General features: G+C 70.7%; 12 protein-coding genes. 5 read left to right on the top strand and 7 right to left on the bottom strand.

All coding sequences use genetic code 11. From position 1 onward, the window contains the following. From Afe05nite_RS40710 to Afe05nite_RS40725, 4 genes are all read right to left on the bottom strand, one after another. On the bottom strand, window positions 1-1,171 hold a 1,171-nt coding region (locus tag Afe05nite_RS40710; protein WP_239118580.1), incomplete at its 3' end, for an MFS transporter. Window positions 1,172-1,205: 34 nt separating this feature from the next. Then, complete coding sequence (locus Afe05nite_RS40715) at window positions 1,206-2,354, bottom strand: ROK family transcriptional regulator (protein WP_203822698.1); 1,149 nt, start codon at window positions 2,352-2,354, stop codon at window positions 1,206-1,208. Between the two features lie 26 nt (window positions 2,355-2,380). Then, on the bottom strand, window positions 2,381-2,755 hold the full coding sequence (locus tag Afe05nite_RS40720) for a DUF2203 domain-containing protein (protein WP_203822699.1): 375 nt from the start codon (window positions 2,753-2,755) through the stop codon (window positions 2,381-2,383). A 72-nt stretch (window positions 2,756-2,827) separates the two neighbouring features. Then, entirely contained in the window at window positions 2,828-3,847 is a 1,020-nt protein-coding gene (locus Afe05nite_RS40725; RefSeq protein ID WP_203822700.1) for a LacI family DNA-binding transcriptional regulator, read from the bottom strand. Window positions 3,848-3,999: 152 nt separating this feature from the next. Between Afe05nite_RS40725 and Afe05nite_RS40730 the strand changes: the two genes are divergently transcribed. Genes Afe05nite_RS40730 through pulA form a run of 5 tightly spaced genes read left to right on the top strand, consistent with a single transcriptional unit; the run spans window position 4,000 to window position 13,531 of the window. Then, complete coding sequence (locus Afe05nite_RS40730; protein ID WP_203822701.1) at window positions 4,000-5,250, top strand: sugar ABC transporter substrate-binding protein; 1,251 nt, start codon at window positions 4,000-4,002, stop codon at window positions 5,248-5,250. A gap of 9 nt (window positions 5,251-5,259) precedes the next feature. After that, window positions 5,260-6,843, top strand: a complete 1,584-nt coding sequence (locus tag Afe05nite_RS40735; protein WP_438869741.1) for an ABC transporter permease subunit — start codon at window positions 5,260-5,262, stop codon at window positions 6,841-6,843. Next, window positions 6,840-7,697 (top strand): sugar ABC transporter permease, encoded by an 858-nt coding sequence (locus tag Afe05nite_RS40740; protein ID WP_203822703.1) that lies wholly within the window; start codon window positions 6,840-6,842, stop codon window positions 7,695-7,697. The genes Afe05nite_RS40735 and Afe05nite_RS40740 overlap by 4 nt, the downstream gene beginning before the upstream one ends. Next, on the top strand, window positions 7,694-8,149 hold the full coding sequence (locus Afe05nite_RS40745; RefSeq protein WP_203822704.1) for an early set domain-containing protein: 456 nt from the start codon (window positions 7,694-7,696) through the stop codon (window positions 8,147-8,149). The genes Afe05nite_RS40740 and Afe05nite_RS40745 overlap by 4 nt, the downstream gene beginning before the upstream one ends. Before the next feature lie 12 nt (window positions 8,150-8,161). After that, entirely contained in the window at window positions 8,162-13,531 is a 5,370-nt protein-coding gene (gene pulA / locus Afe05nite_RS40750; protein WP_203822705.1) for a pullulanase-type alpha-1,6-glucosidase, read from the top strand. A gap of 4 nt (window positions 13,532-13,535) precedes the next feature. On the opposite strand, the gene Afe05nite_RS40755 is transcribed toward pulA, so the two are convergent. Genes Afe05nite_RS40755 through Afe05nite_RS40765 form a run of 3 tightly spaced genes read right to left on the bottom strand, consistent with a single transcriptional unit; the run spans window position 13,536 to window position 19,241 of the window. Next, a complete protein-coding gene (locus Afe05nite_RS40755) occupies window positions 13,536-15,923 on the bottom strand; it encodes a putative bifunctional diguanylate cyclase/phosphodiesterase (RefSeq protein WP_203822706.1) in 2,388 nt (795 codons plus the stop codon). Between the two features lie 58 nt (window positions 15,924-15,981). After that, a complete protein-coding gene (locus tag Afe05nite_RS40760; RefSeq protein WP_203822707.1) occupies window positions 15,982-16,881 on the bottom strand; it encodes a sulfite exporter TauE/SafE family protein in 900 nt (299 codons plus the stop codon). 41 nt (window positions 16,882-16,922) lie between these two features. Beyond that, window positions 16,923-19,241, bottom strand: coding sequence for a putative bifunctional diguanylate cyclase/phosphodiesterase (locus Afe05nite_RS40765; RefSeq protein WP_203822708.1), 2,319 nt, complete (start codon window positions 19,239-19,241; stop codon window positions 16,923-16,925). Between the last annotated feature and the right edge of the window lie 44 nt (window positions 19,242-19,285).

A 19,285-nucleotide genomic window follows, 5' to 3' on the forward strand; every position in this document is an offset into this window, starting at 1 on the left:
ACGCACCCTTCACCCGCAGGACGCCGGCCAGGACGATCACGAGCACCCCGGCGATCGGGACCACGAGCAGGCCGGTCCGCAGGCTGGTGGCGTCGGCGACGGCACCGACGACCGGCGGGGAGAACAGGAAGCCCAGCCGCATCAGCCACGACACGATGGTCAGGCCGGTGCCGGGCTTGAGGACGGGCAGCTCGTCGGCCTCGTGCATGGCGGCCGGCACCAGGGTCGCCACGCCGAAGCCGGCGGCGGCGAAGCCGAGGATCGTGCCGGCCACCGACGGCACGGCAAGCGCCGACCCCATCCCGGCGGCCACGATCAGGCCGCCGGCGCGGGCGACCGTGCGCTGCCCGAACCGGTCGACGAGCCGGTCACCGATCAGCCGGCCGACGAACTGGGCGCCGACCAGGGCGATGTAGCCCCAGGCCGCCACCGCCGCGGCGGCGTGCAGCGAGCCGGAGAGGTAGAGCGCGGCCCACGAATTACCGGCGTCCTCCACGATCGTGCCGCCGATGGCGATCAGCACCAGCGCCCCGATGACCAGCCCGACGCGCCGGCCGGGCCACGTGAACCGGCCGGCCGGCGAGTCGGGCGCGGGGGTCTCGTCGACGTCGGGTCCGGTCAGGCAGAACCGGCGGGCGACCAGCGCCACCGCCACGAGCAGTCCGCCCGAGACCGCCAGGTGCGCACCGATCGGCAGGTGCAGGGCGATCGCGGCGGCCGCCATCAGCCCTCCGGTGACCGCGCCGATCGACCAGATGGCGTGGAACGAGTTGATGATCGACCGGCGGTAGCGGCGCTGCACCCGCAGCGCGTGCGCGTTCTGGGCCACGTCGGTGATCGCGTCCATGGCCCCGGCCAGGAACAGTGCCGCGGCGAAGACGGCCGCGGCCGGGGCCAGGCCGGCGAGCAGCACCCCGCCCGCGGTGAGCGCCGTGCCGGCGACGGCCACGGTCGCCGAGCCGAACCGGCGGATCAGCAGCCCGGCGGCCAGCCCGGCGACGATCGCCCCGGTGGGGAACGCGGCGACCGACAGCCCGTAGGCCGCGTTGCCGAGCCCGAGATCCGCCTTGATCTGCGGATAACGCGGGATGAGGTTGGCGAACAGCGCCCCGTTGGTGAAGAACAGGGCGGCAACCGCGAACCGCGCCCGCCGGTCGGCCTGGAGAGTCATGCGTACGATCGTACACATCGCGGATAGTCGCTGGTCAGCGGTGCAACGGGTCGGCCAGGAGGGGACCGAAAGCGAGCTCGGCGGCCCCGAGCAGGGTGGCGTCGTCGGCCAGGGCGGACAGGCGCAGGACCGCGCGCTCGCGGGACACCGGCATGGCGTGCTCGGCGATCCGCGCGGCCACCTGGGGCGCGGCGGCCGGATAGAGGTCCCGGAGCATGCCGCCGAAGATCACGACGCCGGGGTTGAACAGGTTGATCAGGCTGGCCACCCCGACACCCAGCCAGTCGCCGATCTCGGCCACCGCGCCGGCCGCCGACGGGTCGTCGACCACCGCGCGGATCGCCTCGCGGCCGATCGGGCCCGGTGGCCGGCCGGCCGCGGCCAGCAGGGCGTACTCGCCGGTCTCGGCCTCCAGGCAACCGTGCGAGCCACACAGGCAGGGCCGGCCGCCGACCGGGTTGACCAGCATGTGCCCGACCTCGCAGCCATAGCCGCTCTCGCCGCCGAGCAGCTTGCCGCCGACCAGGATGCCGCCGCCCACGCCGACGTCGCCGTGCAGGTAGATCAGATCGGGGCAGCCGACCCCGGCGCCCCGTTCGAATTCGGCGATCGCGCCCAGGTGGGCCTCGTTGCCGACGGCGACCGGCAGGCCGGCGCCGAGCGCTCGGGCCAGCTCGCGGCCGAACGCCTGGTCGACCCAGCCCAGATCGGGGCCGTAGCGGACCATGCCGTCGCCGGGCCGGATCATGCCGCAGTAGGCGGCGCCGACGCCGACGCAGGTGGCCCCGGCGGGGGCGGCGTCGAGCAACTCCCGGCCCATGGCGGCGAGCCGGGCGACGACCGTGTCGAGGTCGACACCGGCGCGGGGCCGCGGTGCGGTGAGCCGGCTGAGGACCGGACCGCCGAGACCGACCCGGGCCGCGGTCAGCCGGTCCACCGCCACGTCGAAGGCCAGCACGAACACGCCCGGCGCGGGCCGCACCACCAGCGACGGCCGGCCCGCACCGGACGTGCCGGTCGGTGGCTGCTCGCACACCAGCCCGGCGGCGGCCAGTTCGGTGGTCAGCGCGAGGATGGTGCTGCGGTTGACGCCCATCCGGTCGGCGAGCGCGGCGCGGGACAACGGCCCCGCCACGTGGACGTGGTGAAGCAGCGTGCCGAGGTTCGATCGGTGCCGGTGCATCGACCCCTAATCTAGGGTCGACCCGGCTACTCGTGCTCGGGGAGGAGCCGGCGCCGCCCGGCGAAGCCCAGATCGGCCCGGTGGTACCAGTCCAGCGCGGTCTCGCCTTCCAGCCAGCAGAGCAGGACCGGCACGTCGTCGATGTCGGCCGGGAAGTCGATCAGCAGCGGGGCGACGCCCTTGAGCTCGGCGCCGGTCTGCTGCACCTCGGTCATCAGCTCGTTGAGCCGGGCCTCGGCCGCCTTGCGTTCCGGCAGTCCGCCCAGAGGAGTGGGGCGCCCGCCCGCGGTCAACGCGGCGGAGAGTTCCACCATGTCGGCCCGCACTGCCACGATCTCGTCGAGCACGGGCATGAGCCGTGCGAGTTCCTGCCGAGCCTCCGCCACCGTGAACAGACCCATGGTCATCAGTGTGCCCGATGATCAACCGAGGGATGACAGGTCGGTAACGAAGACCCTGGGCGTTCGTGCAATTCATGAAAGAACTTGCGCGGTGATCCGTGGTGCGGTCGACTCCCGGACGACCAGTTCGGGGCGGAAAAGATACTCGGAATGCGGTGCTCCGTGCCCGTTGATCTCGTCCACCAGCGAGCGGCAGGCGGCCACCGCCATCGACGCCACCGGCTGCCGCAACGTGGTCAGCGGCGGGTCGGTGAAGGCGATCAGCGGCGAGTCGTCGAAGCCGATCACCGAGACGTCCCGGGGCACCGACAGGCCGCGCCGCCGGACGGCCCGGATCGCGCCCAGCGCCATCAGGTCGGAACCGCAGATGATGCCGGTCGCGCCCAGCGCGAGCAGGCGATCCGCCGCCACCTCGCCACCCTCCACACCGAACAGGGTGAGGGCGACGTCGGGGTCGTCGATGTCCAGCTCACGCTTCATGGCGGTGCGGTAACCGGCCAGCTTGCGCTGGGTGTTGACGAACCGGTCGGGGCCGGAGATCAGGCCGATCCGGCGGTGTCCGAGCGCCACCAGATGGCTGACCGCGAGGTCGCCGGCGAGCCGGTCGTCGCACGAGACGAAAGGCGCCTCAAGGCCCACCGCGTAGCCGTTGACCAGCACGATCGGCAGTGGACGGGCGATCAGCCGGCGGTAGCGCTCGTGGTCGGCGGCGGTGTCCGCGGACAGGCTCGAGACGAAGACGATCCCGCTGACCTGGCGATCGAGCAGCATCTCGACGTACTCGTCCTCGGTGACCCCGCCCGGCGACTGGGTACAGAGCACCGGCGTGTAGCCCTGCTGGGCCAGCGTCGACTCGATGACCTGGGCGAAGGCCGGGAAGATCGGGTTCTCCAGCTCGGGCACCACCAGGCCGACGAGACCGGCGGAACGCTTGCGTAAGCGTTCCGGTCTTTCGTAGCCCAGGACGTCGAGCGCGGTAAGAACTGCCATCCGGGTTTCAGTGGAGACGCCGGGCCGGTCATTGATGACCCGCGACACCGTCGCCTCACTGACCTGGGCCTGTCGGGCGATGTCGGCCATCCGTGCACGCATGGCGCACACCGTAGCAAGGTCGCCGCCTCTGCAAGCTCTTCCATTATCTGCAAGTGCTTGCTAACGTCCCCGCAACATGGCCGACACAACGTGACTCATGAATGTCGGCGAATGCAAGTTCTTTCTTGAACGAAGATCGACAGGAGATCCATATGCGCCTCCGTGCCGCGGGTCTGGTCGCCGTCCTGGCCATTCCCCTGCTGGCCGCCGGTTGCGGCAGCGACGACAGCCCGACCACCGACAGCCCGTCCGCCAAGGCCGGCGCCACCGGCCAGCTCACCATCTGGGCCGACGACAAGCGGGCCGCCGCGCTCAAGCCGTTCGCCGACAAGTTCGGCACCGAGAACGGCGTGACCGTCAAGATCCAGGCCATCTCGAAGGACCAGCAGACCACCTTCGTCACCGCGTCCCAGCAGGGCAGCGGCCCCGACGTGATGGTCGGCGCGCACGACTGGATCGGCAACCTGGTGCAGAACGGCGCCATCGACCCGGTGCAGCTCTCCGCCGACCAGAAGTCCGGCATCGCCGCGAACGCCCTGACGGCCGTCACCTTCAACGGCCAGACCTACGGCGTCCCGTACGCGACCGAGAACCTCGCCCTGATCCGCAACACCGACCTCGCCCCGGAGGTCCCGAAGACGATCGAGGACCTGGTCGCCGCCGGTCAGAAGCTCAAGACCGAGAAGAAGGCGAGTGAGATCCTCTGTCTGCAGGTCGGGCAGACCGGCGACGCCTACCACCTCTACCCGCTGTACGCGTCGGCCGGCGGCTACCTCTTCGGCACCGGCGCGAACGGTGACTACGACGCCAAGGATCTGGGCGTCGGCAACGCGGCCTCGCAGGCGGCGTTCAAGAAGATCGCGACGCTGGGGGAGAAGGGCTCGGGTGCCCTGAAGCGTTCGATCACCTCGGACAACTCGATCGCCACGTTCACCGGCAAGAAGTGCGCCTACCTCGTCTCCGGCCCGTGGGCCGTCGCCGACGTGAAGAAGGCCGGCATCAAGTACGACATCACCGCGATCCCGCCGTTCGCCGGTGGCAAACAGGCCACCCCGTTCCTCGGTGTGCAGACCTTCTACGTCGCGGCCAAGGGCAAGAACAAGGCGCTCGCCCAGGAGTTCGTCACCAACTACGTGACCACCCCCGACCTGGCCGTCGCGCTGTACCAGGCGGAGCCCCGGCCGCCGGCGCTGACCGCCGCCTTCGACCAGGTCAAGGGCAACGACCCGGATCTGGCCAAGTGGCAGGAGGCCGGTAAGAACGCGATCCCGCTGCCGGCGATCCCGGAGATGGCCGCGATCTGGGACCCGTTCGGCAAGGCCGAGGCCGCGATCATCGGTGGGGCCGACCCGGCCAAGACCATCGAGGCCGCCGGCAAGACCATCTCGGGCTCGATCAAGTAGATGGCGACGATGCTCGGAGGGCCCGCCACCCGGGCCCTCCCCGCCCCCGGCAAGGACGAGCCGCCGACGGGCCTGAGAAGCCGACTAGTCAAGATCGTCCTGCTCGGAGTGGTCGTGGCGATCGCGGTCTGGGCGGCGTTCCCGCTGGTGGCCAACAGGGCGTGGGCCGGCCTGGCGATCGAGGCCGCGGCCACCGCCGCCCTGCTGTGGATCTACCTGAGCGGGCGCCGGATCCCGGCGAAATATCTCGCGCCGGGCACCCTGCTGCTCATCGTCTTCCAGATCTTCCCGGTCTTCTACACCGCCGCCACCGCGTTCACCAACTACGGCGACGGTCACCGGGGATCCAAGGACGAGGCCGTCGTGGCCATCCAGAGTGCGTCCGTCACCCAGGTGCCGGGCTCCATCCAGTACGCGTTGAGCGTGGCCACGACCGGTGATCCGGCGACCGGCCCGCTGGTCTTCCTGATCACCGACCCGGCCACCGGTCAGGTCTCGGTGGGCGACGCCGAGGGACTGACGAAGCTGTCCGACGTCACGGTCTCCAGCTCCGGGAAGGTGACCGCGGCCAAGGGCTACACGGTGCTCACCGCCGGACAGGCCGGCCTGCGCAGCAAGGAGGTCACCGCGCTCGCGGTCCCGGTCGAGGGCGGCGCGATCCGGTCCGCCGGCCTGTCCCGCGCCTACGAGGGCAAGGCCGGCCGCGCGTACGACAAGGGCTGCGACTGCGTCGAGGACACCACCACCGGCAAGACGTGGACCGCCGACGAGAAGCAGGGCGCGTTCGTCGCCGCCGACGGTGACCGGCTCGCCCAGGGCTGGAAGGTCGGTGTCGGGTTCGGCAACTTCACCCGGGTGCTCACCGACCGGTCCGTCTCCGAGCCGTTCCTCGCCACCCTGATCTGGAACTTCGCGTTCGCGATCGGGTCGACCGGCGGCACCTTCGTGCTCGGCATGCTGGTCGCCGTCGCGTTGCACGCCAAGCAGGTGCGGGGCCGTAACGTCTACCGGCTCGTGCTGGTCCTGCCGTACGCGATGCCGGCGTTCGCGATGCTGCTCGTCTGGCGGGACATGTTCAACACCGACTTCGGCCTGATCAACAACCTGTTCGGTACGCACGTCGACTGGCTCGGCCAAGCCGGCACGGCCCGGCTCGCGGTGCTGCTCGTGCAGCTGTGGCTGGGCTATCCGTACATGTTCCTGGTGACCACCGGTGCCCTGCAGGCCATCCCGGCCGAGCTCAGCGAGGCGTCCCGGATCGACGGCGCCGGCGCCTGGCAGAGCTTCCGCCGGATCGTGCTGCCGCTGCTGATGGTCGCGCTGACCCCGCTGCTGATCTCGTCGTTCGCGTTCAACTTCAACAACTTCAACGCGATCTACCTGACCACCGACGGCGGCCCGTTCCCGGCCGACAACCCGATGAACGGCGCCACCGACCTGCTGATCACCTACACCTACCGGCTGGCGTTCGGTGGTTCCGGTGCGCAGTACGGCTACGCGGCGGCCATCTCGATCTTCATCTTCCTGATCGTCGGAACGGTCTCCGCCATCGCGTTCCGCCGGACCAGGCAACAGGAAGAGGTGTACGCATGACCGCCGGCACCAAATGGCTCAAGAACGTGGGCTGGCGGCACGCCGTCGGTCTGCTGGCCGTCGTCTTCTCGCTCGGCCCGATCCTGTTCGTGCTGTCGGCGGCGTTCAACCCGCTCGGCACGCTCTCCTCCAGTCAGCTGCTGCCGAGCGGCTTCTCGCTCGGCAACTTCGACAAGCTGCTCACCGAGACCGACTTCCCGAAGTGGTTCCTCAACTCGGTGGTCATCGCCGGGGTCGCGTCGGCGGTGTCGGTGTTCGTGAGCGGGCTCGCCGCGTACGCCTTCAGCCGCCGCCGATTCCGCGGCCGGCGGGTGGGCCTGCTGTCGGTGCTCCTGATCCAGATGTTCCCGCAGTTCCTCGCCGTGGTGGCGATCTTCCTGATGTTCGCGACGATCACCGACTACTGGCCGGCGATCGGCTTCAACACCTGGTGGGGCATCATCCTGCTGTACCTGGGCGGTTCGCTGGGCGTCGGCACCTGGCTGATGAAGGGCTTCTTCGACACCGTGCCGCGGGAGCTCGACGAGTCGGCCACGGTGGACGGCGCGTCGCACGTGGAGATCTTCTTCCGCATCCTGTTGCCGCTGGTCGCCCCGGTGCTCGCGGTGACCGGGCTGCTCGCGTTCATCACCACCGTCAACGAGTTCGTCTTCGCCAACATCTTCCTCACCGACTCGGGCAGCAAGACGCTGTCGGTCGGTTTGTGGGGCCTGGTCGCGGCCGAGCAGCGCAACGCCAACTTCGGCATCTTCTGCGCCGGGACGCTGCTGACCGCGATCCCGACGGTCGCCGTCTTCCAGGCGTTGCAGCGCTACATCGTCGAGGGCCTGACCGCCGGAGCCGTGAAGGGATGATCGCCCACCGCGACGGCTCCGAGCTGTACGTCTCGAACCCGGCCCCGGCACTCGGCGAGACGGTGCACGTCTTCGTCCGGGTGCCGGCCGGGGTCCGGGCCGCCCGCATCCATCTGCGCCGGCTCAGCGCCGGCGAGCCGGTCTTCACCTCGGCCGTGGTGGATCGCACCGAGCGGTCCGGCGACGTGTGGTGGCGGGCCGAGATGCCGGTGTCCGACCCGGTCACGCCGTACCGCTTCCTGCTCCGCACCAACCTGGGCCTGCGCTGGCTGACCGGCCTGGGCCTGACCGCGTACGACGTGCCCGACAGCACCGACTTCCGGTTGGTGACGCACCCGGCGGCCGAGGGGCGAACCTTTACGGCGGCGCGAAACCGTTGTAAACCGAATCGGATGGCACCACCACCATCGATGTCCGCGGCCCGGTCCGGCGTGGACCGCGAACACGCCTAACAAGGGGACAGTGTGGTCAAAAAACGCCTGCTCGCTGCCTTACTGAGTCTGTCGCTCCCGTTCTTCGCCGCGGTGCCCGCCCAGGCTTCCGCGGGCCCGCCGCCGAGCGACGCGGCCATCGCCGACTGGGGCGCTGACAAGCTCGGCACCAACGAGCAGTACTACTTCGTCCTGCCCGACCGGTTCGCCAACGGCAACCGGGCGAACGACCGGGGCGGACTGTCCGGTGACCGGCTGAAGACCGGTTACGACCCCACCGACAAGGGCTTCTACCACGGTGGCGACCTGCAGGGCGTGATCGACAAGCTGGACTACATCCAGGGCCTCGGCACGACCGCGATCTGGCTCGCCCCGGTCTTCAAGAACCGTCCCGTGCAGGGCAGCGGCACCGATCTCTCGGCCGGCTACCACGGTTACTGGATCACCGACTTCACCCAGGTCGACCCGCACTTCGGCAGCAACGCCGACCTCAAGCGGCTGGTCCGGCTCGCCCACCAGCGCGGCCTGAAGATCTACCTGGACATCATCGTCAACCACACGGCGGACGTGATCCAGTACGCCCAGAACAAGTACGACTACATCGACAAGGCCACCGCGCCCTACAAGGATTCGCAGGGCCGCGCGTTCGAGGACCGCAACTACTCGGACGGGCGCAACGGCTTCCCGCCGGTTTCCGCCGCCACCTCGTTCCCCTACACGCCGGTGTTCCCGACCGCGGCCGACAAGAAGGTCAAGGTGCCGGGCTGGCTGAACGACCCGACGATGTACCACAACCGCGGCAACTCCACCTTCGCCGGGGAGAACAGCGAGTACGGCGACTTCTACGGCCTCGACGACCTGTGGACCGAGCGTCCCGAAGTGGTCCGGGGCATGACGAAGATCTACGCCGACTGGATCACCTCGACCGGCATCGACGGCTACCGCCTCGACACCGTCAAGCACACCGACCTCGACTTCTGGCCGCAGTTCGCGAGCGGCCTCAAGAAAGCCGCGGGCCGGGACTTCTTCATGTTCGGCGAGGTCTACAGCGCCGAACCGGAGATCGAGTCGACCTACGTACGTCAGGGCGGCCTGCCGGCCACCCTCGACTTCTCCTTCCAGGCCGCGGCGCAGGGCTTCGTGACCGGCAACGGCTCGGCGCAGGCACTCGCCGACGTGTACGCCAAGGACCCGCTCTACACCGCGCGCGACACCGACGCCGACCGGCTGCCCACCTTCCTGGGCAATCACGACATGGGCCGGATCGGTTCGTTCATCGAGTCCGGCGGTTCCGACCCCACCTCCTATCTGCGCCGCGACGAGCTCGCCCACGAGCTGATGTTCCTGACCCGGGGCCAGCCGGTCGTCTACTCCGGCGACGAGCAGGGCTTCACCGGCCCCGGCGGGGACAAGGACGCCCGCCAGGACATGTTCGCGTCGAAGTCGGCCGACTATCTCGACGACGACCTGATCGGCACCGACCGCACGCACGCCGTCGACAACTACGACACCAAGCACCCGATCTACCGCACCATCGCCTCGCTGGCCGCCCTGCGCAAGGCCAACCCGGCGCTGAGCGGCGGCGAGCAGTTCACCCGCTACTCGGCCGGGAGCGTCCTCGCCGTCTCCCGGATCGATCGGACCAGGCGCAACGAGTACGTCGTGGCCGCCAACAACGCGACCACCGCGCAGACCGTCACGTTCGGCACCGCGTCGCCCGGCGCGACGTTCCGGGGCGTCTACGGTGGCGACCGGACCGGCAAGGCGACCGCCGACGGCAAGCTGACCGTCACGGTCCCGGCGCTGTCCACTGTGGTCCTGCGGGCCGACACCCCGGTCGCGATCCCGTCGGCCGCGCCGGCCGTCACCATCACCGCGCCGGCCGCGAACGCGCTCGTGCCCACCCGGGCCGAGGTGACCGCCCAGGTCACCGGTGACCCGCTGGCCACCGTGACGCTGGCGGCCCAGGTCGGCGACGGCCCGTGGCGCCTCGTCGGCACCGCCCCCAAGGCGCCGTACACGATCTACCACGACCTGGCCGGCCTGGCCGGCGGCACGACCGTGCGGTACAAGGCGGTGGTGCGCGACAGCAAGGGGCGCCTCGCCGCCACCACCAGCTCGATCGTGGTCGGCACCCCGGTCGTCTCGACGAGCCCCGGCTACGCGGTCGTGCACTACCAGCGGCCGGCCGGCGACTACGACAACTACGGCCTGTACGTCTGGGGCGACGTCGACGACTCGATGGCGACGACCTGGCCGGCCGGGCAGCCGTTCGTGGGTGCGGACGCGTACGGCAAGTTCGCCTACGTGAAGCTCAAGCCGGGCGCGAAGACGGTGAACTTCATCGTGGTCGGCAAGGACGGCGTGAAGGACACCGAGGGCGACCGCTCGTTCGACCCGAGCCGGAGCGGCGAGATCTGGCTGAAGCAGGGCGACACCGGGATCGCGACCGGTCATGACTACCCGGCCCAGGACCAGAACACGGCGATCATCCACTACCGGCGGGCCGACGGTGACTACGCCGGCTGGGGGCTGCACGTCTGGGACGGCGCCGCCACCGGCACGGACTGGAGCACGCCACTGCCGCCGGTCTCGACCGACTCCTTCGGCGTCACCTTCAAGGTGCCGCTCGCGGCGGGGGCGACCGGTCTGAACTACATCCTGCATTCCGGCGACACCAAGGATCTGCCCGTCGACCAGCGGCTCGACTTCGCCGCCGCGGGCCGGGAGGTGTGGCTGCTCAGCGGGGTGAGCGACCGCCTGGTGCCGGCGGTGAAGAAGGCCGGCGCGGGCGGCGTCGTCGACCTGGGCAAGGCGAACGCGGTCTGGATCGACCGGTCCACCATCGCGTGGAAGCCGAGCGACAGCACCGACGGCAAGCGCTATGAGCTGGCCTATTCCGCCGCGGGTGGGATCGGCGTGGCCGACGGCAAGCTGACCGGCTCGCCCACGACGGTTCCGCTGACCGCCCGGCGGGACGGCCTCACCGAGGCCCAGCGGACGAGATTCCCGCACCTTTGGCAGCAGGACGCCTTCCAGCTGACTGCCGGGAACGTCCGGGACATCCTCCGCGGGCAGGTGGTCGTCGTCGAGCGCGACGCCACCGGCAAACTGCTGTCCGCGACCGGCGTGCAGACCGCCGGGGTGCTCGACGACGTCTACGCCGCCGCGACGAGCGCCCGGCTCGGCCCGGTCGGCACCGCCCTGTCGGTGTGGGCGCCCACCGCCCGGACGGTCGACCTGCAGCTCTACGACACCACCACGGCGGCACCGAGGACGGTGGCGATGACCCGCGACGACCGCACCGGGGTGTGGAGCGTCCGCGGGCCGGCGAGTTGGCAGGGCAAGTACTACACCTACCGGGTCACCGCGTGGCAGCCGGCCGTCGGCAAGATCGTCACGGCGGCGGTCACCGACCCGTACTCCACGGCTCTCTCGACCGACTCGAAGCTGAGCCGGATCACCGACCTGACTGATCCGGCGCTCGCCCCGGCCGGCTGGTCCGCGCTGCGCAAACCGGCCGCCACCAGCCCGGCCAAGATTCAGATCAGCGAGTTGTCGGTGCGTGACTTCTCGATCGCGGACCCGACGGTGCCGGCCGCCGAGCGGGGGACCTACGAGGCCTTCACCGACCCTTCCACGGCCGGCATGAAGCACCTCGCGGCGCTCGCCGACGCCGGCACCACCCACCTGCACCTGCTGCCGGTGTTCGATTTCGCCACCATCCCGGAACGCCGCGCGGATCAGCGGCAGCCCGCCTGTGACCTGGCCGAGCTGCCGCCCGACTCGGCGGAACAGCAGAAGTGCGTGGCGGCGGTGGCGGCGACGGACGGCTACAACTGGGGTTACGACCCGCTGCACTACACCACGCCGGAGGGTGGCTACGCGGTCGACCCGGACAACCGGACGGCCGAGTTCCGCCGGATGGTCCAGGGCATCAACAAGGCCGGGCTCCGGGTGGTCATGGACGTCGTCTACAACCACACCTCGGCCGCCGGCACCGATCCCGCCTCCGTGCTCGACCAGCTCGTGCCCGGCTACTACCAGCGGCTTCTCGCCGACGGGACGGTCGCCAACTCCACCTGCTGCGCCAACACCGCGCCGGAGAACGCGATGATGGGCAAGCTCGTCGTCGACTCGGTGGTGACTTGGGCCAAGGCGTACAAGGTGGACGGTTTCCGGTTCGACCTGATGGGCCACCACCCGAAGGCCAACATCCTGGCGGTGCGCGCCGCCCTCGACCGGCTCACGCTCGCCCGGGACGGCGTCGACGGCAAGAACATCTATGTGTACGGGGAGGGCTGGGACTTCGGGGAGGTCGCCGGCAACGCCCGTTTCGTGCAGGCCACCCAGGCCAACATGGCGGGAACCGGCATCGGCACCTTCAACGACCGGCTCCGCGACGCGGTCCGCGGCGGTGGGCCGTTCGACACCGACCCGCGCGCGCAGGGTTTCGCGTCGGGCCTCTACAACGACCCGAACGGGGCCGCCGTCAACGGCACCGCGGCCGAGCAGAAGGCCCGCCTGCGGCACGACCAGGATCTGATCAAGGTCGGCCTGAGCGGCAACCTGGCGTCCTACCGGTTCGTCGACTCGACCGGGAAGGCGGTGACCGGGTCGCAGGTCGACTACAACGGCTCGCCGGCCGGCTACACCGCCCAGCCGTCGGACGCGATCACCTACGTGGACGCGCACGACAACGAGATCCTCTACGACGCGCTCGCCTACAAACTGCCGCCGGCCACGTCGGCGGCCGACCGGGCGCGGATGCAGACCCTGGCCCTCGCGACCACGGCGCTCGGCCAGGGCGTCGGCTTCGTGGCCGACGGCAGCGAGCGGCTGCGCTCGAAGTCGCTCGACCGCAATTCGTTCAACTCCGGTGACTGGTTCAACCAGATCATCTGGGACTGCGGGCAGGGCAACGGCTTCGGCCGGGGCCTGCCGCCCGCCGCCGACAACCAGGACAAGTGGCCGTACGCGAAGCCACTGCTCGCCGACCCGAAGCTGGTTCCCGGCTGCGCGGCGATCAACCAGGCCGACCGGACCTTCCAGGAGCTGCAGCGGATCCGCCGCTCCTCGCCGGTCTTCGGCCTCCCGAGCGCCGCCGAGGTGCAGAAGCGACTGTCGTTCCCGCTCAGCGGTTCGGCCGAGACCCCGGGGGTCATCACCATGACTCTGGACGGACGGGGCATCGACCGGAACCATCGATCGGTGACGGTCGTCTTCAACGGCACCTCGGCGGCCACCACCCAGACCGTGGCCGCGCTGGCCGGGCAGCGGATCAGCCTGCACCCGGTCCAGCGGGCCTCGGCCGACCCGGTCGTGCGTACGGCGTCGTTCGCCAGGTCGACCGGCACGTTCACCGTTCCCGCCCGGACGGTCGCGGTGTTCGTCGGCAGTTGATCGGTCAGGTTTCGGAGCCGGTTGTCGTGCGCTCGATGAGCGCGGCGACCGGCTCCGGCCGTCCCAGGTAGTAGCCCTGCGCGTAACGGCAGCCGATCGCGGTCAGCAGGGTCAACTGGTCCTCGGTCTCGATGCCCTCGACGACGACCTTGAGACCGAGCGTGTGCCCGAGCTGGATGACCGCGCTCACCAGTTCCTGCTGGCGGGGGTTGCCGACGATGTCGGTGATGAACGAGCGGTCCACCTTCAGCACGTCCACCGGGATGTCCCGCAGGTAACCGAGTGACGAGTAGCCGGTCCCGAAGTCGTCGATGGCGATCTTCACACCGAGTTCGCGCAGCTCCTCGAGCCGGGCCGAGGTGACCGCGACGTCGCGCATCAGCACCGTCTCGGTCAGCTCCAGCACCAGGCACTGCGGCGACAGGCCGGTGGTGGACAGGGCGTAGGCGACCCGGTCGGTCAGGTCGGGTACCTCCAGCTCGACGGCCGAAAGGTTGACGCTGACCCAGGCCGGTGCCGCCGCCGGGTCGAGCTCCTGCCAGCGCCGCACCGTCATGCACGCCTCGAACAGCACCCACCGGTCGATCTCGGCGATCAGCCCGGTCTCCTCGGCGAGCGGGATGAACGCGCCCGGCTGCTGCAGTCCGCGTTCCGGGTCCTGCCAGCGCACGAGCGCCTCGACCCCGCCCACGGCGCGGCCCGGCAGCGCCACCACCGGTTGCAGGTGCAGGCGCAGCTCGCCGCGGTGCACGGCGTCGCGCAGCCGGCCCTCCGCGTCCAGCTTGTCGAGCAGCAGCTCGTGCATCCGGTTCTCGAAGATCTGGAAGCAGCCCTTGCCGCGGGCCTTCGCGGCGTACATCGCGACGTCCGCGTTGCGCAGCACCTCCTCGGCGTCGGTGTAGCCGGTGATGCCGGGCACGATGCCGACGCTCACCGACACCACCGCCTTGCGCCCGCGCACGACGAACGGCTGGTTGAGCGCGTCGAGGCACGCCTGCGCGTACCGTTCGGCGGTTTCCTGGTCGGCGCCCTCCAGCAGCACCGCGAATTCGTCGCCGCCGAGCCGGGCCACCGTGTCGGGCGCGCGCAGGGCCCCGGTCAGTCGCTCGGCGGTGGTGCGCAGCAGGACGTCGCCGGCGTTGTGGCCGAGGCTGTCGTTGACCTTCTTGAAGCCGTCGAGGTCGAGGTAGAGCACGGTGGCGGACTCGCCGGAGGCGCGGGCGCGGGTCATCGCGTGGTCGAGCCGGTCGAGGAACAGCTTGCGGTTGGGCAGGCCGGTGAGTCCGTCGTGCAGGGCCTGATGGCGCAGGTCGTACTCGAGGTCACGCTGGCGGGTGACGTCCCGCAGCACCACGACCGCACCGCCGTCCTTGCCGATCGGGCTGATCGTGTAGGCCACCCGCACCGACGTGCCGTCCGGCCGTTCGAAGGTGACCTCGCGTTCGGCGTCGTCGCTGTCCGGCAGGAACTCCTGGGCGTTCAGGCCGAGCAGGCCGGACACCCCGAACCCGGTGATCCGCCCGGCCGCCTCGTTGGCGAAGATGATCCGGTTGTTCGCACCGACCCCGCAGATGCCTTCGCCGGCGTTGGCCAGGATGCTGTCGGTGTACTCCTTGGCGAGGATCTCCCGCATCGAGTGCTCGAGGCGCCCGGCCATGTCGTCGAAGGCCCGCCCGAGCCGGCTGATCTCGTCGCCGCCGCGCAGCCCGACCCGGCTGGTGTAGTCGCCGTCCCGGATGACCTCGACCGCCCGGGTCAGCGAGTTGATCCGCCGGGTGATCGAGCGGGAGATGAACAGGCCGAGCACCATCACCAGCAGGATGCAGACCAGGCCGGCGACGATGATGATCCGCCGGGTGACCTCGGTGGCCGCGCGCATCTGCTCGTAGAGCTGGGTGTACTCGAGGATCACCGCGCCCTTGACCACCCCGGCCGGGCCGGTCACCGGCACCACGACCTGCATCATGGCGCCCGCGCCGTCGTCGGTGTGCTCCAGGAAGACGCGGGGCCGGCTGTCCTCGATCGTGGCCTCGACCTCGTGGCCCTCGTCCTGCGTGTAGACCGTGCCGACCTCCTCGGGCACCACGTCGGCGAGGATCCGCTCGAACCGGTCGACCACGACGATGTCGCGGTGCTGCAGGTCATGCATGCGGGTCAGGTAGAGACGCAAGGCCTCGGGGTCGTAGAACAGCGGAGTGGGGTCCTGCCCGGTCCGGGTGGTCGGCAGACCGTAGGCGACGTCCTGGGCGATGCCGCGGGCCAGTTGGTCGGCCTCACTGCGGGCGGCGTGCCGCACCGACGCGGTGTCGGCGCTCAGCACGACCACGCCGGCCCCGGCCACCATCGCCGCGGCCACCAGGAAGGCACCGAGCAGTTTGCGCCGTACGTCCATCGCCCGCCCGTCGTCCGGTTGCTCCCCCCTGATTGATCGGCGGGACCGGTTCGGGGCATTAGGTCTGCGGGACGGGAGTGCGTTCCTGCGCCGGGAGTGGCTCCGGAGCCCGGCGGCGGGCGGCCAGGCCGAGGCCGGCGGCGACCAGGACGGCGCCGCCGACGATGACGCCGACCGCGGTGGTCGGCACGTCGAAGAGCTTCAGGGCGCTGGCCAGCAGCACGATCACCAGCGCGGCGCGGACCAGGCCGCCGGGGGCGCGGGAGGAGATGCGCGACCCGATGAGTACGCCGGGGACCGAACCGAGCAGCACCGCCGCCGCCAGGTCGAGCTTGAGGTCGCCGAAGAACGCGTGGCCCAGCGCGGCCGAGGTGACCAGCGGGATGGCCTGCACCAGGTCGGTGCCGACCAGGTCGTTGGCGCGCAGTTTCGGGTACATCGCGAGCAGGGCCACGATGATCAGGGAGCCGGACCCGACCGAGGTGAGCCCGACGATCAGCCCGCCGAGCGCGCCGACCAGCAGGGTCGGCAGCGGCTTGACCTTGATCTTGACCGCCGGCTCGGACGAGGCGCCGGAACGCCTGGCGGTCCACGCCTTGAGCAACATGCCCGCCGCGGCCAGCAGCAGGGCCGCGCCGAGCGAGATGCGGATCGCGTGCTGGACGCTCGCGTCGTCACCGAGCAGCCGCAGCAGCAGGACGCCGAGGAACGCGCTGGGCACGCTGCCGACGCAGAGCCAGCCGACCATCTGCCAGTTGACGGTGCCGCGGCGGGCGTGCACGGCGCCGCCGAACGGTTTCATCACGGCGCTCGCCGCGAGGTCGCTGGAGACCGCCGCGACCGGCGGGATGCCGAAGACGAGCACCAGGATGGGCGTCATCAGGGCGCCCCCGCCCATGCCGGTCAGGCCGACGATGATGCCCACGCCGAGGCCGGCGAGCGCCAGGGTCAGATCCATGCGGCGAGTCTCGTCGAGGATCCCCCACCTTGTCCACTATCTCAGTGGAGATTGTCGACTTTCCCGCTCGTTGAGATGGAGAGGAGAAGTTCGATGTCGGAGGCGGGCATCGGACGCGCGAAATGGAAACCTTGGGCGAGCCGGTAGCCCATCTTGTGCAACCGGTACGCCTGGTCGGCGGTCTCGACGCCCTCCGCGACCGCCTCGATCCGCAGGCCCTCGGTGATGCCGATCAACCCGTCGACGATCACCGCCTGGGCGGTCGAGCCGGTCACCCCGTCGACGAACGACTTGTCGACCTTCAGCACCTTCACCGGGCAGTCCACCAGCAGACTCAGCGAGGACTGGCCGGTGCCGAAGTCGTCCAGGGCGATTCGCAGGCCGAGCGCGTGCAATGCCCGTACGGCATCAAGCGCTTCGCCCGTGCCCAGCACCGCGGTCTCGGTGACCTCCGCGACCAGCCGGTGGGGATCGATCCCGGAGCTGCGCAGCAGCGCCGCGACCTCGTCGACGAAGCCGGGCTCGCGCAGCTGGCGGGCGGAGATGTTGACGCTCACCTTCTCCGGCGCGTTCGCGCCGTACTCGCGCTCCCACTCCGCGGTCTGCCGCACCGCCTCGTGCAGGATCCACCGGCCCAGTTCGACGATGTAGCCGTTGCGCTCGGCCAGCGGGATGAACACCCCGGGGGAGACCAGGCCGTGCTCGGGGTGCCGCCAGCGGACCAGCGCCTCCACCCCGGCCAGCCGGCCGTGCGGCAGCTCCACGATCGGCTGGTAGTGCAGGAACAGCTCGTCGCGGACGAGAGCCGTGCGCAGGTCGGCGGCGAGCTTGGCGTCGGCGTCGGCGAGCTGGTCCATGATCGGGTCGAACCAGGTGCGGCGACCGCCGCCGGAGGTCTTGGCCGAGTACATCGCCACGTCGGCGCGGCGGATCAGCTCCTCCGGCGTGTCACCCTCGTGTGCCGCCGTGATGCCGATGCTGACCTGCGGCTCCAGGGCCCGGCCGGCCATCTCGACCGGCTTCTGCACCTGCTCGAGCACCTCGCGCAGCAGCTGGGACACGGCCTCGTCGGCGCGGCCGGTGAGCAGCAGGGTGAACTCGTCCCCGCCCTGCCGGGCCACGGTGTCGTGCGGGCCGAGCGCGTCCTGCAACCGCCGGCTGATCGTGCGCAGCAGCGCGTCGCCGGTGCCGTGGCCGAGCCGGTCGTTGATCACCTTGAAGTCGTCGAGGTCGAGCATCGCCACGTGGAACGGTTCCGCCGCGGCGAGCCGGGCCGAGACCAGCTCGGCGAACCGGGCCCGGTTGGCGACGCCGGTGAGCGCGTCGTGGTTGATCTGATGGTCCAGCTCGGCCTGGTAGTCGCGCAACCGGCTGAGGTTGGCGTCGACCGTGGCCAGCAGCCGGGTGTTGTCGCGTGAGGCGCTGACCTGCCGCGTCACCACGAGCGCGGTGATCGCGGCGACGCAGATCGCGATCGTCGCGTTCTGCGGGCTGTCGTCCCACTCGGTGACCACGAGCGTCGTGCTCATCGCCGCCACCGCCAGATAGGGCAGCAGGCTGACCCGGTGCCGATGCGGGCGGTCGGCGGGCAGCCCGAGCGGCGCGCGGCCCTGCCGGGCGGCCGCGAGCACCACGGCGACCGTGGCCAGCGGCACCGCGACGGCGGCGGACGAGAGGTAGGGGCGGCCCTCGAACGCCGGGGCGAGCGCGCCGCTGCCACCGGACAGCGCGATCCCCACCGACAGGATGTGCAGCGCCCGCCGGTCGAGCTCGGCGAAGCCCCCGAAGATCACCTTGACCATGGTGATCAGCGCGATCATGGCGAGCGCGCAGACCGAGATCGTCGCGCTGTTCTCGGCGGTCCACTGCGCGCCGGTGTGCAGCCAGTAGGTCCAGAGCAGGCCACCGCAGGTGATCAGCAGCACGCCGGCGTCAAGGGCGAACCGCAGCCAGTCGCCCCGGCTGCGCTGCCAGGTGGGCAGCCGCATCAGCGCCCAGATCAGCACGAACACCACGAGCCCCAGCAGCGCGATGGTGCGGGCGCTGACGTCCTGGGTCGGCACCGGGCCGTGCAGCGCGTCATAGCCGTAGCTGAACTCGGCAACCGTCAGGATCGCGCAGGCGTGACTCAGGGAGCGCCAGAACCGCCGGGTGGCCTCGCCGAGATCGGCGCGAAGAAAGACCTGACGGCAGCCGTACGCGGCCAGGGCCGGCAGGCCGACCGTCGGAATCCACCCGATCCACGGCTGCGTCCACACGTGGCCGAGGCCGATCAGCGTCCAGGCGGCCTCGAAGACGGTCAGCGCGATCGCGAGCGCGGTCGTGACGCCGATCCGAGGCGGCCGGGAAACTGCGGACATGGTTGCCAAATCGGTAGCAGGGGTGGCGAACATGAGGAGTTCCT

Origin of the sequence: Paractinoplanes ferrugineus, assembly GCF_016862195.1 — a bacterium.
GTDB lineage: Bacteria > Actinomycetota > Actinomycetes > Mycobacteriales > Micromonosporaceae > Actinoplanes > Actinoplanes ferrugineus.